We start from the raw sequence: 22,871 nt of genomic DNA on the forward strand, positions 1-22,871 counted from the left end.
CCACGTCGAGCGCCACCGCGCCGACCACTCGGGTCTCGCGGCCATCGCGAGTCGCTGATTTCGGGAAAAGTGATTCCCACGGATTCGCCCCTTTCGTCCGGCAACGGGCGGATTCACCGCGTCCGCCAGCGGGGGGGGGGGAACGGGGCGAAAGTGCGCCCCGCAGTGCCCGTACGGGCTGCCCGATCGGAGCATCTCCCCCTCACTCAAGGGGCCTGATCAGGCAGTTCCGTGTCCATCGCCCCTCGTTCGAGGTAAGCCTCCAGAGGGAGGCTCAAGGTCCGACACCGGGTGGACGATACGTGCAGGGACAAGGCGGTCCCATTGTTCTCGGGGCGTGCGAACAAAGCGATTGACGCGAGAACGGGGAGGAAAGAATGTCCGGTTCCGATGTGCGACTGGCGGTGTCCGCGCAAAGCGCGGGTTTCGACGGGAGACCAGTGGAGGGGCACCTGGCCACCGGAGGCGTCGACCCGCTCGTGCTTCCGCTACCGCCGACCGGGGGCGAGCGACTGCGGGCCGAGCGCGCCGGCTGCGCGTTGAAGGGTGCGGTGCCGGCGGGCGCGTGCGAGGCGATCCCGCCGGAGTCGCCACGGCAGGTGGCAGCGGTCGAGCGGGAGCAGCGCGAACCGGTGTTCCAGCGCCCGGTGGCGCTGTCCGGCGTCCAGCCCGCCGTGGGCGAGTCCACCCCGGTCCGCGAGAAGAACGGGTCATGATCACGGGACAGCACTGGTGGCTGTCCCGCGCGAGCGCGGCCGACGTGGCGCTGGCCGTGTCGGCGGCGATCCTGGACGTGCTCCTGTTCTCCACCTTCAGCCGCCACCCGGCGACGAACGCGAGCGCGGCCGTTGCCCTGGCCTTCGCCGGGGTGGGGCTGCTGGCGCTCTCCGCCCGCCGCAGGCGCCCCGTCGCGGTGTTCGCGGTGGTCTGGACCTGTGCGGCGCTGGCCGCCCCGGTCAGCGGCATCGACTTCCGGCCGACCGCGACGCCGTGCGTTGCGCTGTTCACCGTGGCGCTGCGCGCCCGCACCCCGGTGGCCGTCGGGGCGCTGGCGGCGACCGGTCCGCTGGCGGTGCTCGCCGCGCTGCTGGAGTCCGGCTCCCGCCCGGCGGAGGGCCGGGCTGCGGCGCTGTACGGCACGCTGGCCTTCTACCTGGTGCTGTACGGCTGCGCGTGGGCCGCCGGGCGCTGGGTGCGGATGAGCAGGCAGCACGCGGACGACCTGGCGTTCCGGCGGCGGGCCGAGGCCAGGGAGGCGGTGCTGGAGGAGCGCACCCGCATCGCCAGGGAGTTGCACGACATCGTGGCCCGCTCCGTGACGGTCATGGTCCTGCAGGCGGCGAACGCGCGGCGGGTGCTCGACAGCGATCAGGGACGGGTGCGGGAGGCGCTGGGCCACATCGAGGAGTCCGGCGAGCAGGCCATGGGCGAGCTGCGCCGGATGCTGACCGCGCTGCGCCCCGACCGCGAGGACGCCGAGGCGACCGCGGACGGACCGCAGCCGGGTCTGGCCGACGTGGCGCACCTGGTGGCGGCGGCCTCGGCGGCCGGGGTGCGGGTCCGCACGCGGGTGGAGGGCGTGCCGCGCGGGCTCGCCGCCAGCGTCGACCTGGCGGCCTACCGGGTGGTGCAGGAGGCGCTGACCAACGTGACCAAGCACGTGGGGCCGGGCGCGGACGCCGAGGTGCGGCTGTGCTGGGACCGGGATGAGCTGACCGTGGCGGTCGTCGACGACGGCCGCGGCCTGCGGCCTGGGCGCGCCGTGCTGTCAACCGACCACGGCCTGCTCGGGCTGCGCGAGCGGCTGGCCGTCGTGGGCGGCACGCTGGCGGCGGGACCGGTGGCGGGCGGCGGGTTCCGGGTGACCGCCGTGCTGCCCACGGCGGAGCCCCGCCCCGCCGAGGCCCGGCCCGCCGAGGCCCACGTGGGTCAGGAGGGGCGGTGATCCGGGTCCCGTCGTCGCGGCCTACAGAATCGACTTGAGGGTGAGCAGCTCGCACTCGGTGCGGGCCAGGTCCACGCCGTCCTCGGGGCCGCCGAAGAGCAGGGCACGCAGCAGGTCCTTGGCCTCGCCCAGCAGCCGCGCCGTCACCCGGCTCAGGGCCTCCTCCTCCAACCGGACCGGGCGTACCTCGTGCGGGTCGGCGGGCACCGTCGGGGGCACTGCCAGGCCCAGCGCGGCCAGCACCCGGCCCGCGAGCCGGTCGACCAGCCACTCGCGCGGCTGCCCGGCCCGCAGGTCCTGCCTGGCCTTCTCGGCGGCGGCCCGCCGGGTCCGCTCGACGACTCAAGCGTGCGACAGGCCCGGCCGCGTTCCGTGGCGCTCGCCGGGCGACGACCGCCGCGCACCCCGTTCCCGGCCGTGCGCGGCACTTCGCGGGCAAGCGATCGATTTCGGTCCGACAACGCCGGAGGCACCACTTTCAATGGTCCCCCTTATGGGTCGCGGAACACCTCTCCGAGCGATGTGCGGTTTTACCCATCACCCCTGCGTGCGGCCTCTGGACTGGGAAGACGCAATCCGCAAAAGATAATAGGTTAGGCTCCCCTAAATTCTCTCCGGTTGCGGGCCCGAATCGCCGGTGGCACCGTTCCGATTGACGGAGCCCGCTGTCCAGAGGAGCGGTCATGACCACAACTGAAATGCCTGCCGTCCACGAGTGCACCGTCACCGGCTGCTCGTACAACCACGACGGGTGCCACGCGTTCGCGATCACCGTGAACGGCACCGACGGCGCAGCCGACTGCGGCACGTTCGTCCCGCTGTCCACCAAGGGCGGCCTGACGAAGGTGATCGCCCAGGTGGGCGCCTGCTCGCGCACGGACTGCCAGTACAACTCCGACCTGGAGTGCACCGCGTCCGGGGTCCGCGTCGGACCGGGCAGCGGTGGCCACGCCGCCAACTGCCTGACCTACACCCCCGTCTCGCGGGGCTGAGCGGGCCGGGCGCCGCACGTGTCCGACGTGCGGCGCCCCAGCCCGCCGTCACGCCGCGCCGCACCACGAGCAGAAGTGCGGTCCCACGGCCCTGTCCCGTCCCCTCCACCCCGCCCCCTGCGCGGACGACCACAGCAGGTCCCACCCCCGCTCGTCGTGGCGGAAGGTCCGGCCGCAACCGTCGCAGATGAGGACGAGATCGGACAGGTCCCGGTCGCCGGGGGCGACGCCGGGGGTGCTGCTGGGGATGGCGGTCACGGCAAGGGGTCTGCTCTCTCGGCGGCGCTCGGGCGGTGGTCGGTCGCTCATCATGTCGGATACCGACGGATACTCTGGTCCGGATTCACCGACGACGACCTTGCAATCACCTTGCGATCGCCGTGCTCGGCCGACCGGAGCGCGACGCCCGCACGGGACGGAGGGCAGACCATGAGGTCTTCGACGCGCCCCGGCCCGCGCGGGTGCGGCCTCCTGCGGTGACAGCCGTGCCCAGGCTGTCGTTGCGGCGGCGAGTGGCGCTGGCGCTGGGCGCCGGATCGCTGCTGATCACCAGCGCGCTGTCGTTCGCGACCTGGACGCTGGCCACCGACTACCTGCTGCGCCAGCGCGAGCAGGCGGGCGCCAGGCAGGCCGAGGTCAACGCGCGGCTGGTGGACCAGTCGCTGCGCCAGGGCGCGCAGGGCCTGGAGGAACTGCTGACCGGTCTGACCACCGGGCCGGATTCGACCGTGCTGCTGTTCCGCCCCGGCGGGGTGCTCACCAGCGGACGCCAGGTCGACCCCGGCGTGCTGCCCCGGTCCCTGGTGGCGCTCGGCCGCGAGGGCACCGCGGCCAAGCAGCGGCTGCGCGTGGAGGGCGTGCCGGTGCTCGCGGTCACCCTGCCGATCACCGCCGCCGAGGGCGCCTACGTGGAACTGGTGCCCCTGGTGCAGCTGGACCGGACGTTCCGCTTCCTCAGCGCGGTGATGGTGCTGGGCGTGCTGGTCAGCGGCCTGCTCGGGGTGGGGTTGGGGGTCTGGACCGGCCGTCGCGCGCTGCGTCCGCTGACCGAGTTCACCCGCGCCGCCTCGCGGGTGGCGGGAGGTGACCTGAGCGCGCGGCTGCCTCCGCAGACCGACCCCGACCTGACCCACCTGGCCACCACGTTCAACGCCACCGCCGAGGCGCTGGAGCGGCGGGTGCTGCGCGACGCCCGGTTCGCGGGCGACGTCAGCCACGAGCTGCGCTCCCCGCTGACCACCATGGTCAACGCCGTCCAGGTGCTGCGCCGCCGCCGCGCCGACCTGCCCGGCGCCGCGGGCAAGGCGCTGGACCTGCTGACCGGCGAGGTCGACCGGTTCGCCCGGATGGTGGTGGACCTGCTGGAGATCTCCCGCGCCGACCAGCGGGCGGACGGGTCCGAGGCGGAGCCGATCGACCTGGCCGAACTGGTGCGCAACGTGCTCGCGGCCCGGCCGGGCTCCACGACGCCGCTGGAGGCGGAACCGGCGTGGGTGCTCGGCGACCGCCGCAGGTTGGACCGGGTGGTCAGCAACCTGCTGGACAACGCCGACCGGCACGCGGGCGGCGCGATCCGGGTGGGCGTGCTGCGCCGGGACGGCCGGGTGCGGCTGGAGGTCGACGACGCGGGGCCCGGCGTGCCCCCCGAGCTGCGCGAGCGCGTCTTCCAGCGGTTCGACCGGGGGGCGCGGGCGGGCAGCCGCGGCGCCGACACCGGCAGCGGGCTCGGCCTGGCCCTGGTCGCCCAGCACGTGCAGCGCCACGGCGGCACGACCGGCGTGGAGCCGCGCCCCGGCGGGGGCGCGCGGTTCTTCGTCGAGCTGCCCGAAACGCCTCGGTGACCTGCCGCAACACCGCGTTGACCCCGGTGGGGTGATCGTCAGGCAGTTGTCAGGTGGAAGGACGGGCTCCTCCCCCAGGATGGGGGGCGACATCCCCGACCGTGAGGAACACCTTGACCCGCAGCCTCTCCATGCCCGCCGACGCCGAGAACCTCTTCGAGATCATCACCGACCTGGAGAACCTGTCCGCCTGGCTGCCCCGCGGGCTGGAGGTGGAGCGCTACGGGCCGAACCTGGTGCGGCTGTGGCTGCCGCACGGCGCGGTCGAGCGGCACATCGCGATCGACTGGGAGAACCTCCGGGTGGTGTGGGGCAGCGACGCCACCCCCAGCTACCGCGGCCGCGTTCAGGTGCTGCGGATCGGCCCACACCGCAGCGCGGTCACCGCGGACGTGGTCGGCGCGAGCGGAATCGCCGACCCGCGCGTGGACAGCTGGCTCGACCAGGCACTGCACGCGCTCGCCGAGGTCGTCGCGGTCGAGCACCCCTGCACCCCGCCCCGGCAGTTCCAGGCCGCCGCGGCCCGCTGATCGGGGACGACCGGGTTGGCGCCGCCGCGGACGGGTAGCCGACCCGAACGAGCACCGCGAACCCCGTGCCCGCCCGCCAACCTTGCGATCACCTTGCGATCGCGGCGACCGGTGGCGCGGCGGTGGAAGGCGGTGCGCCGGGTCGGCGAAGATCGGGCGGACATGGACCACTCCGTACTGCTCGTCGAGGACGACGAGAACATCAGGCAGGCGCTCGGCCTGGCGCTGGAGGACGAGGGCTTCCGGGTCACCGGCGCGGTGTCCGGGGAGCAGGCCCTGCGGGTGCTGGCGGGCGACGGCTTCGACGTGGTGCTGCTGGACCTGACGCTGCCCGGCGTGGACGGCCTGGAGGTCTGCCGCACCCTGCGGGCGCGCGGCGACCTGCCGATCATCATCGTCACCGCGCGCGCCGACACCCCGGACGTGATCGCCGGGTTGGAGGCAGGCGCGGACGACTACGTCTCCAAACCGCTGGTGGCGGGCGAACTGGCCGCCCGCATCCGGGCGCTGCTGCGCCGCCGCGGCACCGGGCACCAGGGCGAGGTGCTGCGGGTCGGCGACCTGGAGATCCACCGCGACGTGGGGACGGTGCACCGGGCGGGCCAGGAGGTGCACCTGACCCGGACCGAGTTCCGGTTGCTGGTCGAGCTGGCCGCCGCGGCGGGCCGCATCGTGACCCGCGAGCAACTGCTCCAGCGGGTCTGGGGCTACGACTACTTCGGTGACACGCGGCTGCTGGACGTGCACGTCCGCAGGCTGCGCCGCAAGGTCGAGCCCAACCCCGACGACCCGGTGCTGGTGGTCACCGTGCGCGGCGCGGGCTACCGGATCGGGGTGGACCGGTGAAGCGGCTCGTCCTGCTGCTGTCCTGCCTGCTGACCGGGGCGTGCGGGGTGACCACCCAGGAGCACCCGGTGCCGCTGGTGACCTCCTCGGACGGGCCCGCCACCACCCCGACGGTCACCCAGCGGCCCGACCCGACGTCCTCGGCCACCTCCTCCTCGGCGGGCTCGTCCCCACCGTCGACGACGACAGCCGTCGCACCTTCGACCTGACCCCACCGTCCACTTCGGACAGCACTGGGCCCGACGCGCGGCGCGGGTTGCCCGGAAGGGCGGGCCGGACCGCACCTCTGGCCGCCCGGCCCGCCCTTCTCCGCCACCCTGGCGTCGAGCACCCTGTGCGCGGGGAGCGGTTCGTGCCGCTCATGGGGATTCAGCGCTTTTGCAGGGGGAGTGACATCCGTTGATGGTCAAGAAGACGCTGTCCGCCGCCACCGCGGCCTGCCTGGTCGTGCTGTTACCCGCTGCGCCGAGCGCGGCGAGCGGGGAGCAGCGGACCACGCCGCGAACCTGCGTCACCACCGCCAAGAGCACGGTGTGCCTGGCGACGGAAACCGCGCGCGACGCGTACCAGGCGCTGCTCGACCGCAGTTGGGGCGCGGGCGCGCAGAAGGTCGGGTACGCCTTCTCACCGGACGGGGGCGGCACCCGCGTCCGGGTCATGCTCGACGCGTCCGCCGATCCCGCCGCCGCGGACCGGCTCCAGCGGGCGCTGGGCGAGGTGGTGGTCGTGGAGCGCACCGGCCTGACCGCCTTCTCGGGCAGCCGGACCAACGACGCGAGCCCGCACTACGGTGGCGCGGCCGTCGGGTTCAGCAGCATCCCCACCTGCACCACCGGGTTCTCGGTCAGGTTCCCGGACGGCACCAGGGGGTCGGTGACCGCGTCGCACTGCTTCAACAGCGATGAAGCGCTGCTGTCCGGGAGCCAGTTCTACGGCGTCGTGCGGCAGATCGAGGGCTTCCCGAGCTTCGACGTGGTCGCCGTCGACAACGCGGGCACCGCGGAGACCTACACCAACGTGCTGCACGTCGACCCGTGCTGCCCGAGCGCCCGCTCCGTGATCGGCGATGCCGACCCGGTCAAGAACGCGAAGGTGTGCGCCAGCGGCCGGGTGACCCTGGCCAAGTGCAACATCAACGTGGACGAGACCGCGACCTCGTTCTGCCCGCCGGAGTTCCCCGGTTGCGTGCCGGACGTCATGCAGCTGAGCAAGACCGTCGGCGGCAGCAAGGTGGTCATCGGCGCGAAGGGCGATTCGGGCGGAGTGGTGTACACCCAGTCCGGCGCCACCGGGGCGGTGGTCAACGGCATGGTCATCGGCGGCAGCGCGGACGGCAAGACGGTGTTCGCCGAGAAGGTCTCCAACATCACGGCCCACGTCGGTGCCACGGTGCTCGCCACCCCCTGAGCGCGACCGGCGGGCCCGCCGGTGGTGCGAGCGACCCCGGACCTGTCGGGGGAGCGCTGCGATCGGCGCTCCCCCGACAGGTGGATTTCCCCGCGCGGGTGTCGATCGGCGGCCCGCCCGTTCGTCGCACGGGTATGACTGACACCATGATCGAACCAGCCGCGACCCGCAACCTGGACGGGTACGGGTGCGCGGAGCTGCCCTGGAGCCGTGCGCACGACCTCCTCGTCAACGGCACGCCCGAGGTCGGCCTCACCTTCTTCCTCGGGACCGTGCGCCCCGACGGGCGACCGCACTCGGCCGGCGTCGGAGCCGCGTGGGTGGCAGGCGCGCTGTACTTCACCAGCGGGCCGGGCACCCGCAAGTCGCGCAACCTGGCGGTGAACCCGGCGTGCACCGTGTCGGTGCGCCTGCCCGGCATCGACCTGGTGCTGGAGGGCGAGGCCCAGCGGGTCGCCGACGCCGCCGAGGTGGAGCGCGTGGCGGCCGTCTACCGCGCGGACGGCTGGCCCGCCGTGGTGGAAGGCGGTGCGCTCACCGCCCCGTACAGCGCGCCCAGCGCGGGGCCACCGCCCTGGCACCTGTACCGCCTGGCGCTGCGCACCGCGTTCGGCGTGGCCACCGCCGAGCCGTACGGGGCCACCCGCTGGGACTTCACCCCCTGAGCCGCCGGTCGCGCCCCGGCCGGGGCGGCGGGATCAGGTGTTGCTGCGGGCGGCGCTGATGTCCGCCAGCCCGGAGAGCGAGTCCTTGTCGATGGCGGCGTCGCCGAGCGACAGCACGCCGACGGGCTTGCCGCCCTCGACGACCGCGATGCGGCGCACGGCGTTCTCCCGCATCCGCGTCACGGCGGTGTCCACGTCCTCGTCCGGGGTGGCGGTCACCAACCGGTCGCTGCACACGTCGCCCACGCGGCAGTCGGACAGGTCGTCGCGGTCGGCCAGACCGCGCACGACGATGTCGCGGTCGGTGACGATGCCGCGCACCTGGTCGCCGTCGACGACGAGGACGTCGCCGATGCCCTGGTCGCGCATCGCCCGCGCCGCCTGCCGGACCGGCGTGTCCGGGGCCAGCGTCACCGGGTTGGGGGTCATCAGATCGCGCACGTGCTGGGTCATCAGCACCCTCCTCCTGTTCGCGGAGCCGTTCGGTCCGCCCACGGTTACCCGCCACGGTGCGCGGCACACGGGTCGGCTCCGACGGGCTCGCGGGGAGGGGACCCGCGTTACCGGTCGACTCCGGACAGCGCGTCGGGTGCTGTGACGGGGAGGTGGTGCGCGACCACCTCCCCGATGGCCGACCGCACACCGCGGAGGTGCAGCGAGGTCAACGCGTTCACGTACGCCGCGGTGAACCGCGGGTTGTCGACGAGGTCGCCGAACACCTCGCGCCTGCGGAGGAAGGCCAGCGGGTCCTCGCGCCAGCGGCGGGCGGCGGCCGCGAGCGGCTCGCGCAGCCGGTCGACCACCCGGATCTCCCCGCCGCGCTCGTCCAAGCCTTCGACGTAGCGGGCCCAGGCCGCCACCACGACGGCGGCGTGCTCGACCTCCCCGCCCGCGGCGAGGTTCTCCCGCACGACCGGCAGCAGGAACTTCGGGATGCGGTCGGAGGTGTCCGCGCAGAGCCGCTCGAGGGTGTCCGCCACCTCCGCGTTGCCGAACCGCTCCAGCAGCCGCAGCCGGTAGCGGTCGAGGTCCACGCCGGGCACCGGCCGCAGGGTCGGGCTCGCCTCGCGCTCCATGTACCCCAGCAGGAACGAGGCGAACAGCGGGTCGCGGCAGACCTCGTGCGCGAACCGGTAGCCCACCAGCGAGCCGAGGTAGCACAGCACCTGGTGGCTGGCGTTGAGCAGGCGCAGCTTCATCAGCTCGTACGGCTCGACGTCGTCGACCAGCTGGACCCCGACCTCCTCCAGCGGGGGCCTGCCCATCGTGAAGGAGTCCTCCAGCACCCACTGGGTGAACGGCTCGCACACCACGGGCCACCCGTCCTCGACGCCGAAGCGCCGGGCGAGGTCGACGCGGTCCTCGTCGGTGGTGACCGGGGTGATGCGGTCGACCATGGAGTTGGGGAAGCGGACCTCCCGGCGCACCCACTCCCCCAGCTCCGGGTCGCGCAGGGTGGCGAAGGCGGCGAAGCAGCGCCGCGCCACCTCGCCGTTGGCCGGGACGTTGTCGCACGACACGACCGTGAACGGCGGGACACCGCGCTCGCGGCGGCGCACCAGCGCTTCGACGACGAGTCCGAAGACCGACCGCGGCGCGGCCCCCGGTTCGAGGTCGGCCAGGACGGCGGGGTTGCCCGCGTCGAAGCGCCCGGTGGCGGTGTCGACGTTGTACCCGCCCTCGGTGATGGTGAGCGAGACGACGCGGGTGGTCTCGTCGGCGAGCTTGCGCACCACGGCTTCGGGGTCGTCGGGCGCGTAGAGGTACTGCACGACCGATCCGACGACCCGCGCTTCCCGAGTGCCGTCGGCGTGCTTGGTCACCACGGTGTAGAGGTGGTCCTGCGCCTGGAGCACCCGCTGCATCCGGCGGTCCGCGGGCAGCAGGCCGACGCCGCAGATGCCCCAGTCCATCGCCTGGCCGCGGCGCATCAGCTCGTCCAGGTACACCGCCTGGTGGGCGCGGTGGAAGCCGCCGACGCCGAAGTGCACGATCCCGGTGCGGACCCGATCGCGGTCGTAGGTCGGCACGGGCACGGCGTGCTCGGCGAGGGTGGTGGCGTTCAGCGGTGGCATGGGGTGGTCCATTCCGGCGGGCGGATTCCGCGACGGGCGCGGGTCAAGAGGTCAGGCGGTCCAGCAGCAGCGGCATGAACAGGTCGTTGTCGACGTGGTCGGCGATCATCACCGGGCTGAGCTCGGGCAGTTCGAGGTCGCCGCGCAGCATCTCGTCGTCCCAGGCGACCATGCGCCCCCGCGTCAGCCTGCCGCGCAGCTCGACGTCGACGTAGGCCGTGCGGGTGCCGATCACCCTCGGTTCGAGCAACGCCGCGAGCGCCAGCGGGTCGTGCAGCGCGCACCCGTCCTCCGCGAAGCGCTCCGCCAGCCAGGTGATCCACGGCCGGGCGGTGTGCCCCAGGTAGGTCGCCAGCGGCGTGCCCGCGGCGTCGAGCCGGTCGACGTCCCCAAGGCGCATGAAGGTGCGGGTGGTGACGTCGAGCGGGACGATGAGCAGCGGGGCCCCGCTGCTCAGCACGATGTGCGTCGCCTCGGGGTCGTAGGCGGCGTTCAGCTCGTGCAGCAGGTTGGGCACGTCGAACGCGCCGCCCATGACGACGAGCTGCTTGATCTTCTGCGACCACTCGGGGTCGAGCATCATGGCGGTGGCGATGTTGGTCAGCGGTCCGATCGCCAGCACGGTGATCTCACCGGGACGCTCGTTCACCCGGTCCACCAGCACCCGCGCCGCGGGGGTGGGGTCGGCGGCGGTGGTCGCGCCGGGGGTGCGCAGGTGCTGCCAGTGCCGCCGCGCCGACTCGGAGTCGCGGCGGCCGTCCAGTCGCGCCCGCCACGCGGTGGGGTCCTGCATCAGCGGTCGCGCGGCGCCCCGGTGCACCGGCACGTGCGTCGCGCCCGCGACCTCCAGCACCTCCAGGGCGGAGCGCACGCCCCGGTCGACGGACACGTTCCCGGCGACGACCGTGATCGCCTCCAGCTCGATCTCCGGTGACCGCAGCGCGAGCCCGATGGCCAAGCCGTCGTCGACATCGGCACCGGGGACGCCGTTGCCGGGGTCGGTGTCCAGGATCATCCTCATCGAACACAACCTGATCTCGTTCGGTGGTGGGCTGGCGCCCGCAGCCCTGTTATGAACGCACTGTGACCGCCCCAGGCGAAGCGGTAGTGACCAGGATCATGTTTGAAATTCGACCAAATGGATCTTGCGGCACTTTTTCACACGATGGTGTGTAACGCAGCGTGTCCGCCCCACCGCCGAACGCACGTCGGCAAGCACTACCGGACGCGCCGGAACGGGCCGGTAGCCACTACCCGCCCACGGGCACTGGTCGGAACAGGGGTGTCCGCAGGCCCGATCAGGCCGAACGAGTGGTCTTCGCGGCTCGGTCCGCGCAGCGGGACGCGCTACCGGACGCCCAGGCGCGGCGATGCCGCCCACGCGGGGGCCAGGAGCTCCCTCAAGGCGGTCCACAGCGGGTCCGACGCCGCCAGCACGTCGCCGCTCGACGGCCAGGTGCCCGGCACCGGGCCGTCGAGGTCCCCGGTCGTGCCGCCCGCCTCCTGGACCAGCAGGACACCGGCGGCGCAGTCCCAGGGCCGCAGGCCGGGCGCCCACACCGCGTCCGCCCGACCGGTGGCCACCTGCGCGAGCGCCGCGGCCGCGCTACCGCCGCGCCGCACGTCGCGCACGCGGGGCACCAGGGCGTCGATCACGCGGCCCGCCAGCGCCCGCTGGACCGGGCGGCCGAGGTTGAGCTCGACCAGGGCGCGGGACAGGTCGTGCCCGCCGAGCGCGGGGACCGGCGTCCCGTCCGCCGCGGTGCCGCCGCCGAGCCGGGCCTCGGTCGTCCTGCCGAGCACCGGCTCGACCACCACCCCCGCCAGCAGCCTGCCGTCGGCGGCGTCCGCCGCGGCGACGCTGACCGCCCAGTCGGGGCGCCCGTAGAGGTAGTTCGTGGTCCCGTCGATCGGGTCGACGACCCACCGCACGCGCCCGGTCCCCGACGTGACACCGCTCTCCTCGCCCAGCACGGGGTCGTCGGGGCGGTGGCGGGCCAGCACCGACCGGATGGCCCGCTCGGTGTCCCGGTCGGCCTGGCTGACCAGGTCGTCCGGCCTGCCCGCCTTCTCCTCGACCAGCAGCTCGCGAGTGCGCCAGGACATCGCCGTGCGCGCTCCGGCCCGCGCCGCCGTGCGCGCCACGGCCAGCAGCTCATCGAGGTCCACCGCGCTCCTCGGCTCGCAGGGCGGTCCAGGTGTCCCGCCCGACCACGGCCCGCGCGACCGGCGCCAGCACGGCCGCGCCCGCGGTCCGCACACGCCTGCCGGGCAGACCGATCGTGTTCCGCCGCCTGCTGCTGAACACCAGGTAGGCCGCCATCACCGCCAGCCAGGGCAGCACGGCGGACAGGGGACGCGGCCCGCCCGCCACGACCAGCGCGCCGAACTGGACCGCCGCGCCCGCGAGCACCACGACCACGCGCCCTCGCGGCACGGCGGCCGCGATCGCGGTCGCCGTGCCGCCGACCACCGCCGTCCCGAGCGCGTGCGCGACCGGCGCGGGACCGGTGAGCAGCCGCCCGGTCAGCCCGGCGGCCGCGCCCGCCAGCACCAGGGCCAGGTTCCACGGCGCGGTCAGCGGGGTGCGCCCGCGCAGCGCCGCCCAGCTCGCGGGGTCGCGTTCGGCGGTCCGCGACGGCAGCCACCGCACCAGGCCGAGCAGGTGCTCCCGCGCCTGCTCGGCGCGGGCGCCCCAGATCAGCCTGCCCCGCTCCACCCGCGCGAACGCGGTGGCCTCCAACGCCCACCTGCTGGTCACGAACGCGATGCCGAACGCCCACAGCGCGACCACGGCAGCGACGGCCAGCACCGGGCGGCCCCCGAGGTCGACGGCCATCGCCAGCCCGGCCATGCCGCGCACGACGTAGCCCGCGCCCACGACCACCCACAGCGCGATCAGCCTCGGTCCCAGGGGCGGCGGCACGCGCCCCGTCCGGCCCGTTCCCCCGCTCCGCAGCGCCTCGTAGGCGATGGCGACGCCGAACACCGCCGCGGTGACGGCGGCGAGCACCCCGCCGAGGCGGAGGTGGGGCAGCGACAGCGCCAGGCAGGCGACGGCGGCCAGCCTGACCAGCGCCACGGCGCAGCTGGCGGTCACGTGCCGCCGGGCGCGCGCCAGGGGGCCGGGCAGACGTCCCCGGTCCTTCTCGCCGGGGTGGTGCTGGTCGGCGACGAACCCGCGCACGTCGTTCCACTGGTAGCGCGCCGGGTAGATCAGCAGCTCCAGCGCCGCCCACACCACGGCGGCGCGCAGCACCGCCTCCGGACCGGGGGTGCCGCCTGCCAGCACGCCCAGGGCGAAGGTGACCGGCATGAGCAGCCCCTTGACCGTGTCCTTGGGGCGGGGCACCAGCAGGTAGCCCAGCAGCGTCCGGCGGTGCGCCCGCGCGGGAACGCCGTCCCGCCGGGCCTGCTCGTCCTCCCGGCGGGGGATCGGAGCGACGCTGATGCCCACGAGCCCCGGCGTGCGCGCGCCACGCGGGAGGGCTCGTCTCCGGCCGTTCACGCGGGTATCTCCGCGGTGCGCAGGAGCAGACCGGTCAGCTCGGACCAGGAGCGCACGACCACGGCCGCCCCGGCCTCGCGGAGCACCTCCACGCGCTCGGCCCGCTCGTCCTCGGGGACGAACTGGACCAGGCCCGCGGTGGGGATGCCCGCGGCGACGGCGGAAGCGGCGCCGGTGGCGGAGTCCTCCACGGCCAGCGCCCGCCCCGGCGCGATGCCGAGGTGGCGCAGGGCGTGCCGGTAGATGGCGGGGTCGGGTTTGCTGGTGGGTACGGGCAGGCTGTCCTCGGCGCTGAAGCGCGTCGCGGCGGGGAGCAGGTCGTCCAGGCCGCTGGCGGTGAAGCAGGCCCGCAGGCGGGTCAGGGCGCTGGAGCTGACCACGGCCAGCCGGTAGCGGCCCCGCAGCGCCGACAGGGCGGCCACCACGTCGGGCAGCGGTCGCAGCACCCGGCCCAGGTGCGCGGAGACCTCGACCTTCTCCCGCTGCACCCACCGCTCCAGCTCGTCGGGGTCGGCGCGGACCCCGGCTCGGGCGAGCAGGTCGCCCGCCGTGGTGCGGAAGTTCCTGCCGGTGGTGGTGCGGCGCAGGTGTTCGGGCGAGAAGTCGCCGGTCAGGCCGAACCGGTCGGCGAAGGCGCGGGTGACACCGGCCGAGGCGGCGAAGGCGGGTTCCTCGGAGGGGAACAGGGTGCCGTCGGCATCCAGCAGCAGCGTCGTGATCCCGGTCAGGTCTGGGGCGCTCATACGTCTCCTGGGTCGCAGCGGGCAGGTCGTCGGACGGGTTCCAGCGGGGCGGGTCAGCGGGCCAGGACGGCCATGGCGGCGGGCAGGCCGTCCCGGTCCAGCGCGGTCAGCACTCGGCGCAGGTCGGCCACGCACCCGGCGTCCTGGCCCAGGTCGCCGAAGATGTCGGTCAGCGCCAGCAGCGGGCACGGGTCCACGCCACCGCGCTCGGCGGCCTCGCGCAACTCCTCGGCTCGGGCGTCGTGCACCTCGATCGGCGCGCCGCGCAGGTCCACGCCGCGCAAGTACCGCATCCACGCGGCCACCGCGAAGGTCAGGCGTGCGCGCGGACGCCCCTGGGCGCGGGCGTCGTGCAGGGAGGGCAGCAGGTAGTCGACCACCTTCGTGGACCCCCGGCGGCACAGCCGCGACAGCTGGTCGGCGATGGCCGGGTTGGCGAAGCGCTCCAGCAGGGTGCCGCAGTAGGACTGCGGGTCCATGTCCGGGATGTCGTCGGGCAGCAGCGGCGCGATCTCCCGGCGCATCAGGGCCTCGACGTACTCGGCCACCAGCGGGTCGGCCATCACCTCGTCGGTGCTGCGGTGCCCGGCCAGCACCCCCACGTACCCCAGCGCGCAGTGCGCGCCGTTGAGCAGCCTGCTCTTGATCAACTTGTAGGGCGCCACATCCGGCACGAACCGCGCCCCCACCCGGTCCAGCGGGGGCCGGTCGTTGCAGAAGGCGTCCTCGATCACCCACTGCCGGAACGGCTCGGTGATCACCGGCCACCGGTCCCCCACCCCGAAGTCCCGCTGCACCACCTCCCGGTCCAGGGGCGTGGTCGCGGGCGTGATCCGGTCCACCATGCTGCCGGGGAAGGTCACCCGCTGCTCGACCCACGCCGCCAGCTCCGGGGCGTGGCGGCGGGCCAGCTCCAGCACCGCTTCCCGCGTCACCGCGGCGCTGTCGGGCAGGTTGTCGCAGGAGAGCACCGTGAACGGCGCATGACCGGCCCGCCTGCGCGCGTCGAGCGCCCGCACGATCAGCCCGAACACCGACTTGGCCGCCTCCTCCCGGTCCTCGGGCAGCACGTAGCCGTCGGCGGTCACGGTCAAGGTCACCAACCGGATGCGCGGGTCGGCCAGCCGCGCCAGCACCGCGTCCGGGTCCTGGGCCAGCAGCAGGTACTCCACCATGCTGGCGACCACCCTGGCCGTGCTGTTCCCCGCTCCCCGCTGCACCACGGTGAACAGGTTGTCCTGCGCCTCCAGCACCCGGCCCAGCTCCGGGCGGTGCATCCCCACCCCGATCACTCCCCAGTGGGTGAACCCCAACCCGGCGAGCTGGTCGAAGTACACCGCCTGGTGGGCCCGGTGGAAACCACCGACCCCGAAGTGCACCACCGCGGGCCGCAGCCGCGACCGGTCGTAGGCGGGCAGTGCCACGCGGTCATCGGGGAAATCGAGGGCGCTGTTCGACAGCGGTGCCGAAGGTGTCTCGGTCATGGCAGTCCTCAGTGGTGTTCGGCAGCCCGTCGGGGAAACCGCTCCAGCGACGACAGTTATGTCCATTGTGGACGATACACCGCGTGCTCCGCCGTCCACCGGTTTCACGGCGGGACGGCGCTGGGAACGGCCTTCGGCGGGCACGAGGACAGGGTTGTCGAGACCTCGTGACGCGCCTGCCGCCTCGTACGGCGGGCCGGCGCGCTTTTTGACCGACCTGGGAGCTCGACTCGACAACGTCACGGGTGACGCCGTCGAATCCACGCCTGGTTACCACAGGAATTGAACGGCAAACACACCCGATCGGGGATCGATTTCACACCCGTGAGCAAGGGAAGTGAGCCTGAACCGCACGTTCGGGGCGTTTTCGCTGCCATCAAGCCCGGCGGTTGCACCGCCGAACCACCCCAGCGGGCCTTAGCCGGCCCCGCCGCCATCACCCAGAGCGAACGGGCCTGACCGCGCAACGTCCGTCGCGCGCAGGACGCCCTCGGGGCCCTCGGCCGTCGTGGTCGAGCTGGCGGTCGGTGGGCGCGAGGTGCGTCCCGATGGTCCTGTCCACCCCGGCGTCGCGCTGGTCGCGGTTGCGGACCGAGCAGCGGGCTCGCCGGAGCGGCGGCTCTGCGCACGTTCCAGAGGAACGGTCGGCGTGGCGGCGCGGCACGCCCCGGTTGCCCAGCAGGTGGTGGACGGAGAAGGCGAGCTTGGAACCGATGAACGCGGTCCGGAAGTGGACGCCTCGAAGGTCAACCGGCCCTTCCACGTGGTGCTGGCGCAGTTGAAGAACTTGACGCCGGGGGGATGGCGATGATGGAGGTGGATGCGGAGAAGCCGGCGAGCCGATCTGCGGCGGTGGGACGGAGTTGGCGAAGCCGAACACGATGGGCGTGGCGTAGACCAGCGGCAGATCGTGCCGTGCCGATCAGCCCGTGATCGGCGGTGCGGAGCAGGCGGAGCGACACCGACCCCTTCGGGCCTCGCCGCACCGCTTCGACGGGAAGGGCGCAGGGGGCGGTTGTTCGGTTGTCCGCCGCGTCGTCAGTCCGTGGTGCTCATCCGCTCGCTCGGAAGGGCGGAAAACACGGCGTCGCCGTGTCGTGCCGCGGGGAGGGGGTAGGTCGAGGGGACCGCGCCCACTGCCCGAGGAGCACCTCATGCCTGCGCCCAACCGCCGGGCAGCCTTCCTGCTCGACCTCTCCCCCGCTCGCTCGGGTGAGCGCACCGCCCCGCCCACCGACTTGGCCGCTGCTTCCCCCGCGCGACCGGAGAGCTCACCCATCCGCCGACCACAATCCTTTCGGGTGGCGAAAGGCGAAATGCGCGTTATCGCCGACCCTGGGTGGCATCCCGATGGTGCGGAATCCGAGGAACCGCCCCCCGCTCCAACTGGCACACTCAACCACGGGGAGGCACGTCATGCGACGTGTGATCACCTCGATCGCCCTGGCCGCGCTGGTCCCGCCCAGGGACCTCTGGACCGCTCCCGCTCCGTTCCGCCGCCGCCGACCGCCGGTGGAACAGCGCTGGGAGCACATCGCGACCTACCACGAGGAAGCGCTGTGCGCGGCCACCGGCCACAGCGGTGTGCGGAACGGCGACTGGATCGATTACGACTGCGTCTTCAACGAGGAGTACGGGGCCTGGGACCTCCACGTCCGACTGCCCCCTCCGTAGCGGTCGCCTCCCCGCCCGTGACGAGCCCTTCCCGCCCACGACGAGCGGCGCCCCGCGCCCGGACGACCGGCGCGGGGCGCCGGGCTCACGCGGTCAGCGCGTGCAGTGCCCCGTTGCGCTCGGGATCGCGCAACAGCCGCAGGGACTCCTTCTCCAACTGGCGGATGCGCTCGCGGGTCAGCCCGATCTCCTCGGCCACCTCCTGGAGCGTGCGCGGGCGGCCGTCGGCCAGTCCGTAGCGCTGGGTCATGATCCGCGCCTGCCGCTCGGGCAGGGTGTCCACCAGCGCCCGCAGCGCCCGTGTGATCGCCTGGTGCTCGACCGCATCGTGGGCCTGCACCGCGTCGGCGTCCTCGATCAGGTCAGCCACCGACGAGCCGCCGTCACCGACCGGCGTCTCCAAGCTGACCGTGGCGCGGGCCGCCGTGCGCAGCTCGGCCACCCTGGCCACCGACGCCTTCGCCGCGCGCGCGACCTCCTCGTGGGTCGGCTCGCGGTCGAGCTCCTGCCGCAGCCGCCGCTCGGCCTTCTGCAGCTTGGCCAGCTCCTCGGTCACGTGGACCGGGATTCGGATGGTGCGGATCTGATCGGCCAGACCGCGCTCGATGGCCTGCCTGATCCACCAGATCGCGTAAGTGGAGAACTTGTAGCCCTTGGCGTAGTCGAACTTCTCCACGGCGCGGATCAACCCCAGGTTGCCCTCCTGCACCACGTCCAGCAGCGGCAGCCCGCGGAAGGAGTGCTTCTTGGCCACCGACACGACCAGGCGCAGGTTCGCCCGGATCATGTGCTCCTTGGCGCGGCTGCCGTCCGCGGCCACCGCGCGCAGGTCGCGGCGGCGCTGCGGGGTCGGCTGCGGGGTCGGCCCCGCCCCGCCCTGCTCGGCGCGGCGCAGCAGCTCGGCGGCGTACACGCCCGCCTCGATGCGCCTGGCCAGGTCGACCTCCTCCTCGGCGGTCAGCAGCGGCGTGGCGCCGACCTCGCGCAGGTAGTGGCCCACCAGGTCCACCTCCGCCGACCACTCCTGGCCGGGTGCGGCCCGCCTCGGCGCGCGGGGTGTCCCCATCGTCGACGACATGATCATCTCCTTGCCCGGCTCGCACCCGTCGCGACGGCGCACGGGTTCCGGAAGGTCGGAACAGAACATCGAGGGAAGAGGGCGATCCGCGAACACCGCCACTGCTCAAGCAGCGGCGACCGGGACGCGCCCACGCGCCCGGAGGGGCAGCTCTTGTTCAACGTCGCCAGGGGCGTTCCGGTTCCCGTGGCGGCGCGGTCGTCGCGGACGCGCATGGACGTCGGGTGGAGGGGTAGCCGAGGACCTACTCGACGGTGAGGAGGAGCCCATGGCAGGCGCGTGGCTGTTGGGAACCGAGGCCGACGCGGCGCGAGCACCGGCGAAGGCCGTGCTGGTGGCCGTCCGCGAGGAGGAGGACGCGGGTGCGCCGGGCACCGAGCTGTCGCTGGCGGAACTGCGACGGCTGGCCGACACCGACGGCCTGGACATCGTCGAGCAGGTCGTGCAGGTCCGCGGACGCCCCGACCCGGCTACCTACGTCGGCTCCGGGAAGGCCGACGAACTGGCCGCCACCGCCCTGCGGGCCGACGCCGACCTGGTCATCGCCGACGGCGAGCTGTCCCCCCGGCAGGCCCGCACCCTGGAGGAGCGCGTCGGCGTGCGCGTGGTCGACCGCACCGCCCTGATCCTGGACATCTTCGCCCAGCACGCCCGCAGCAGCGAGGGGCGCCTCCAGGTCGAACTGGCCCAGATCGCCTACCAGCTGCCGCGCCTGCGCGGCCAGGGACAAGCCCTGTCCCGCGTCGGTGGCGGGCGCGTCGCGGGCGGTGCGGGCATCGGCGTGCGCGGCCCCGGTGAGATGCGCCTGGAAACCCAGCGGCGCAAGTTGCGGCAACGAGCGGGAAGCCTGCGCAGGCGAGTCGCCGAGCTGGCCAAGCGGCGGGAACGCACCCGCGACCGCCGCGCCCGCAACCGCGTCCCCTCGGTCGCCATCACCGGCTACACCAACGCGGGCAAGTCCGCGCTGCTCAACCGACTCGCCGGGGCGCGGGCAGGCTCGGCCGACGTCCTGTTCGCCACCCTCGACCCCACCGTGCGGCGCATCGACGCCGAGGGCGCCACCCTCACCGTCACCGACACGGTCGGCTTCGTCCGCCACCTCCCCCACCAGCTCGTCGACGCCTTCGGCTCCACCCTGGAGGAGGTCCGCCACGCCGACCTGGTGCTCCACGTGGCCGACGCCTCCGCCCCCGACGCCCTGGACCAGATCACCACCGTGCACGGCGTTCTGCACGAGATCGACGCGGGTGAAGTCCCTGAGCTGCTCGTGCTCAACAAGACCGACATCGCCCCGCCGGAGTGGGTGGCGGCTCTGCGCCGCGCCCACCCCGAGGCCGTCCCCGTTTCCGCGCTGACCGGCGACGGCGTCGAGGAGCTGCGCAACCGACTGGCGGCCTGGGCCGGATCGCACCACCGGTGAGCACGCCGGGTGGCCGCCGCGCGACCACCCGGCACGGCGAAGCCCGCTCCCACTAGGGTGACTTCCCCGTGACCCAGGAGCACAGCACGACCATTCAGCAGTTCCCCGTGCCGCATCCCGCCGCCGGTCCCTACAGCATCACGCCAGGCCCGGACGGAGCCCTGTGGTTCACCCTCGTGGGCTCCGGCCACATCGGACGGATGGGCGCGGATGGCGAGCAGGCCACCTTCGAGCTGGGCGACGGGGCAGCCCCGATGGTGATCACCCCCGGTCCGGACGGCGCCCTGTGGTTCACCCGCCGCGACGACAGGATCGGCCGCATCACCGTCGACGGCCGAGCCACGTCCTTCCCGCTGGCCCCGCAAGCCGGGCCCTTCGGGATCACCACCGGTCCCGACGGCGCGCTGTGGTTCACCGAGACCACCGCGAACCGGATCTGCCGCCTCGGCACCGAGGGCGAGGTCACCGGGTTCGCGCTTCCAGCGGAGGGGGCGTTCCCGTCGTTCATCACCACGGGCGCGGACGGCGCCCTGTGGTTCACCCTCAACGCGGCCAACGCCATCGGCCGCGCGGACACCAGCGGTGGCGTCACCGTGCACCCGCTGCCCACCGCCGACGCGGGTCCGGTCGGCATCACCGCGGGCTCCGACGGCGCGCTGTGGTTCGCGGAGATCCTCGCGGGACAGATCGGGCGGATCGGTCCGGACGGGACCATCGCGGAGTTCCCGCTGCCGGACCGGACCGCCAAGCCGCACGCCGTCGTCGCCGATCCGCGCGGCGGCTGCTGGTTCACCGAGTGGGGCGGCAACCGCCTCGGCCGGATCGACGCCGACGGCCGGGTCGAGCGGCACGAGCTGCCCTCCGCCGAACCGCACGGCCTCGCGCTCGGCCCGGACGGCGCGGTGTGGGTGGCGATGGAAGCGGGCGTCCTCGTGCGGTTCGCCCATGACTAAACTTCCCGTGCCACCGAGCGGGTGTGGATGGGGATGGGGTTGAGAACGCCGAAAAGCCACAGATACGGCCACTTGTTCCTGGTCGTCCTGGTGCTCGTGCTGACCACGGTCGAACTCGGCACCCCGCGCGCCTCCGCCGACACCGCCCGACCGGTCCGCCCGGTGGTGGACTGCGTCGATCTGGTGCGCGACTTCGCCATCCCCGGCACCCGCGCGCACGTGACCGAAGCGGCGGTGGTCCCCTCGGGCGGTGGCGAGGCCGAGCACTGCTCCGTGCGCGGGTACGTCGAGCCGGAAGTGCGCTTCCACCTCAAGCTCCCCACCGCCACCTACACCGGCCGCTACTTCCAGTACGGCTGCGGCGGGTTCTGCGGCGTGCTCTCCTCCCCCGCCATGCCCGACTGCGGTCCCCGCGTCGGCGACCTGGCCGTGGCGGCCACCGACGACGGGCACGTGGGCCGGGGGCCGGTGCCCACGGTCGACGCCCGCTGGGCCGCGGACGACCAGGCAGCCAGGGACGACTTGGCCTTCCGCGCGCCGCACGTGGTGTCGCTGGCCGCCAAGCGGCTCATCGCGCGGTACTACGGGAAACCGCCCGCGCGCTCCTACTTCGGCGGCTGCTCCAACGGCGGTCGCGAGGCGCTGCTGCTGGCCCAGCGCTACCCGCACGACTTCGACGGCATCCTCGCGGGCGCGCCCGCGAACTACCAGGCCCCGCTGATGCTCTACCAAGCGTGGCTGGCCAGGGTGAACACCGCCCCGGACGGCGGGCCGGTGCTCACCGCCGACAAGCTGCCCGCGCTGCACCGGGCCGTGCTGGCCCGCTGCGACCACCTCGACGGCCTGTCCGACGGGCAGCTCGACGACCCGCGCCGGTGCGACTTCGACCCCGCCGCCCTGCGCTGCCCGGACGGCACCGACCAGCCGTCCTGCCTGACCGGGGCCCAGGTCGGCACCGTGCGCGCGCTGTACGCGGGTCCGACCGACAAACACGGCAGGCGGCTGTACCCGGCGGGCCAGGAACCCGGCTCGGAACTGGCCTGGAGCGGCTGGGTGACGCCCTCCCCCCAGTCGGGCGAGTCGATGGCGGCGCTGCTGGCCGACAACTACCTGCGCTACCTCGGCTACCCACTCGGCACGCCGCACTCGTCACTGGCCGAGGTCCGGTTCACCGCACAGGAGTTCCACCGCCTGACCCACGAAGGGGTGCGCGGCGGGGCGATGGCGCTCGACCTGAGCGCGTTCCGCCGGGCGGGTGGCAAGCTGATCCTCTGGCACGGCTGGGGCGATCAGGTCATCCCGCCGGGCGGGACGCTGGACTACTACCAGCGGTTGACCCTGCGCGACGGCGGGCTGCGCGCGACCCAGCGGTGGGCCAGGCTGTTCATGGTCCCCTCGGTGCAGCACTGCACGGGCGGCGACACGCTGTCCGCGTTCGACCCGCTGCGCGCGCTGCTGGCCTGGGTCGAGCGCGGCGACGCCCCGGACCGGATCATCGCCACCGGCCAGAACGCCGACGGTGCCGCCCGGACGCGGCCGGTGCACCCCTACCCGCTGCGGACCCGCTACGACGGCTCCGGCAGCGTGGACGACGCCACCAACTTCGTGCCGGTCTCCCCCGCCGCTCCCCCGCAGGACACCGTCGACTGGATCGGCACCTACCTCCACCACCAACCAGGCCCCACCGCCCCCTGACAGCCCGCGCGAGGC

Annotated in this window: 24 protein-coding genes; 14 read left to right on the forward strand and 10 right to left on the reverse strand. The window is 73.8% G+C overall.

What is annotated here, in order from left to right; genetic code table 11:
- Positions 1 to 377: 377 nt before the first annotated feature.
- Positions 378 to 716 carry a hypothetical protein gene (locus tag JOF41_RS14435; RefSeq protein WP_209619477.1) on the forward strand — a complete coding sequence of 113 codons (339 nt, stop codon included), beginning with the start codon at positions 378 to 380 and terminating at the stop codon, positions 714 to 716.
- Entirely contained in the window at positions 713 to 1,945 is a 1,233-nt protein-coding gene (locus JOF41_RS14440) for a sensor histidine kinase (RefSeq protein WP_209619481.1), read from the forward strand. The genes JOF41_RS14435 and JOF41_RS14440 overlap by 4 nt, the downstream gene beginning before the upstream one ends.
- Before the next feature lie 21 nt (positions 1,946 to 1,966).
- Here JOF41_RS14440 and JOF41_RS37770 read toward each other — a convergent pair whose 3' ends face one another.
- A complete protein-coding gene (locus JOF41_RS37770; protein WP_209619485.1) occupies positions 1,967 to 2,188 on the reverse strand; it encodes a hypothetical protein in 222 nt (73 codons plus the stop codon).
- Positions 2,189 to 2,628: 440 nt separating this feature from the next.
- On the opposite strand from JOF41_RS37770, the gene JOF41_RS14450 reads away from it, so the two are divergent.
- A complete protein-coding gene (locus JOF41_RS14450; RefSeq protein WP_189226707.1) occupies positions 2,629 to 2,937 on the forward strand; it encodes a DUF1540 domain-containing protein in 309 nt (102 codons plus the stop codon).
- A 48-nt stretch (positions 2,938 to 2,985) separates the two neighbouring features.
- On the opposite strand, the gene JOF41_RS14455 is transcribed toward JOF41_RS14450, so the two are convergent.
- A complete protein-coding gene (locus JOF41_RS14455; protein ID WP_189226706.1) occupies positions 2,986 to 3,195 on the reverse strand; it encodes a hypothetical protein in 210 nt (69 codons plus the stop codon).
- 218 nt (positions 3,196 to 3,413) lie between these two features.
- Here JOF41_RS14455 and JOF41_RS14460 point away from each other — a divergent pair, with 218 nt between their 5' ends.
- From JOF41_RS14460 to JOF41_RS14485, 6 genes are all read left to right on the forward strand, one after another.
- On the forward strand, positions 3,414 to 4,778 hold the full coding sequence (locus tag JOF41_RS14460; protein WP_189226705.1) for a sensor histidine kinase: 1,365 nt from the start codon (positions 3,414 to 3,416) through the stop codon (positions 4,776 to 4,778).
- Positions 4,779 to 4,879: 101 nt separating this feature from the next.
- Positions 4,880 to 5,308: an SRPBCC family protein gene (locus tag JOF41_RS14465; protein ID WP_189226704.1), complete on the forward strand. Its 429-nt coding sequence runs from the start codon at positions 4,880 to 4,882 to the stop codon at positions 5,306 to 5,308.
- 162 nt (positions 5,309 to 5,470) lie between these two features.
- A complete protein-coding gene (locus tag JOF41_RS14470) occupies positions 5,471 to 6,154 on the forward strand; it encodes a response regulator (protein ID WP_189226703.1) in 684 nt (227 codons plus the stop codon).
- Positions 6,151 to 6,363: a hypothetical protein gene (locus JOF41_RS14475; protein ID WP_209619488.1), complete on the forward strand. Its 213-nt coding sequence runs from the start codon at positions 6,151 to 6,153 to the stop codon at positions 6,361 to 6,363. The genes JOF41_RS14470 and JOF41_RS14475 overlap by 4 nt, the downstream gene beginning before the upstream one ends.
- Positions 6,364 to 6,556: 193 nt before the next feature.
- Positions 6,557 to 7,561 (forward strand): chymotrypsin family serine protease, encoded by a 1,005-nt coding sequence (locus JOF41_RS14480; protein WP_209619491.1) that lies wholly within the window; start codon positions 6,557 to 6,559, stop codon positions 7,559 to 7,561.
- A gap of 146 nt (positions 7,562 to 7,707) precedes the next feature.
- Positions 7,708 to 8,226, forward strand: coding sequence for a pyridoxamine 5'-phosphate oxidase family protein (locus tag JOF41_RS14485; RefSeq protein WP_209619495.1), 519 nt, complete (start codon positions 7,708 to 7,710; stop codon positions 8,224 to 8,226).
- 33 nt (positions 8,227 to 8,259) lie between these two features.
- Here the strand turns inward: JOF41_RS14485 and JOF41_RS14490 are convergent, their stop codons facing one another.
- The 7 genes from JOF41_RS14490 to JOF41_RS14520 all read right to left on the reverse strand — a co-directional run bounded on the left by JOF41_RS14490 (position 8,260) and on the right by JOF41_RS14520 (position 16,036).
- Positions 8,260 to 8,679: a CBS domain-containing protein gene (locus JOF41_RS14490; RefSeq protein ID WP_209619498.1), complete on the reverse strand. Its 420-nt coding sequence runs from the start codon at positions 8,677 to 8,679 to the stop codon at positions 8,260 to 8,262.
- 107 nt (positions 8,680 to 8,786) lie between these two features.
- On the reverse strand, positions 8,787 to 10,301 hold the full coding sequence (locus tag JOF41_RS14495) for a mannitol dehydrogenase family protein (RefSeq protein ID WP_209619501.1): 1,515 nt from the start codon (positions 10,299 to 10,301) through the stop codon (positions 8,787 to 8,789).
- Between the two features lie 43 nt (positions 10,302 to 10,344).
- A complete protein-coding gene (locus tag JOF41_RS14500) occupies positions 10,345 to 11,322 on the reverse strand; it encodes a nucleoside hydrolase (RefSeq protein ID WP_189226697.1) in 978 nt (325 codons plus the stop codon).
- 326 nt (positions 11,323 to 11,648) lie between these two features.
- On the reverse strand, positions 11,649 to 12,470 hold the full coding sequence (locus tag JOF41_RS14505) for an inositol monophosphatase family protein (RefSeq protein WP_189226696.1): 822 nt from the start codon (positions 12,468 to 12,470) through the stop codon (positions 11,649 to 11,651).
- Positions 12,457 to 13,758 (reverse strand): hypothetical protein, encoded by a 1,302-nt coding sequence (locus JOF41_RS14510; protein WP_209619504.1) that lies wholly within the window; start codon positions 13,756 to 13,758, stop codon positions 12,457 to 12,459. The genes JOF41_RS14505 and JOF41_RS14510 overlap by 14 nt, the downstream gene beginning before the upstream one ends.
- 47 nt (positions 13,759 to 13,805) lie before the next feature.
- On the reverse strand, positions 13,806 to 14,552 hold the full coding sequence (locus JOF41_RS14515) for an HAD family hydrolase (protein WP_189226694.1): 747 nt from the start codon (positions 14,550 to 14,552) through the stop codon (positions 13,806 to 13,808).
- A 53-nt stretch (positions 14,553 to 14,605) separates the two neighbouring features.
- Positions 14,606 to 16,036: a mannitol dehydrogenase family protein gene (locus JOF41_RS14520; RefSeq protein WP_209619506.1), complete on the reverse strand. Its 1,431-nt coding sequence runs from the start codon at positions 16,034 to 16,036 to the stop codon at positions 14,606 to 14,608.
- Between the two features lie 508 nt (positions 16,037 to 16,544).
- On the opposite strand from JOF41_RS14520, the gene JOF41_RS14525 reads away from it, so the two are divergent.
- Positions 16,545 to 16,847 carry a hypothetical protein gene (locus tag JOF41_RS14525; protein WP_189226692.1) on the forward strand — a complete coding sequence of 101 codons (303 nt, stop codon included), beginning with the start codon at positions 16,545 to 16,547 and terminating at the stop codon, positions 16,845 to 16,847.
- A gap of 605 nt (positions 16,848 to 17,452) precedes the next feature.
- Positions 17,453 to 17,710 carry a hypothetical protein gene (locus JOF41_RS14530; RefSeq protein ID WP_189226691.1) on the forward strand — a complete coding sequence of 86 codons (258 nt, stop codon included), beginning with the start codon at positions 17,453 to 17,455 and terminating at the stop codon, positions 17,708 to 17,710.
- 85 nt (positions 17,711 to 17,795) lie between these two features.
- On the opposite strand, the gene JOF41_RS14535 is transcribed toward JOF41_RS14530, so the two are convergent.
- Positions 17,796 to 18,788 (reverse strand): sigma-70 family RNA polymerase sigma factor, encoded by a 993-nt coding sequence (locus JOF41_RS14535; protein WP_244989594.1) that lies wholly within the window; start codon positions 18,786 to 18,788, stop codon positions 17,796 to 17,798.
- A gap of 268 nt (positions 18,789 to 19,056) precedes the next feature.
- Here JOF41_RS14535 and hflX point away from each other — a divergent pair, with 268 nt between their 5' ends.
- From hflX to JOF41_RS14550, 3 genes are all read left to right on the forward strand, one after another.
- Complete coding sequence (hflX, locus tag JOF41_RS14540) at positions 19,057 to 20,208, forward strand: GTPase HflX (RefSeq protein ID WP_189226690.1); 1,152 nt, start codon at positions 19,057 to 19,059, stop codon at positions 20,206 to 20,208.
- 68 nt (positions 20,209 to 20,276) lie between these two features.
- A complete protein-coding gene (locus tag JOF41_RS14545; protein WP_189226689.1) occupies positions 20,277 to 21,161 on the forward strand; it encodes a Vgb family protein in 885 nt (294 codons plus the stop codon).
- A 33-nt stretch (positions 21,162 to 21,194) separates the two neighbouring features.
- Positions 21,195 to 22,856, forward strand: a complete 1,662-nt coding sequence (locus tag JOF41_RS14550; protein ID WP_209619508.1) for a tannase/feruloyl esterase family alpha/beta hydrolase — start codon at positions 21,195 to 21,197, stop codon at positions 22,854 to 22,856.
- The last annotated feature ends 15 nt before the right edge of the window (positions 22,857 to 22,871 follow it).

It is taken from the genome of Saccharothrix coeruleofusca (genome assembly GCF_017876325.1).
Classification (GTDB): Bacteria; Actinomycetota; Actinomycetes; order Mycobacteriales; family Pseudonocardiaceae; genus Actinosynnema; species Actinosynnema coeruleofuscum.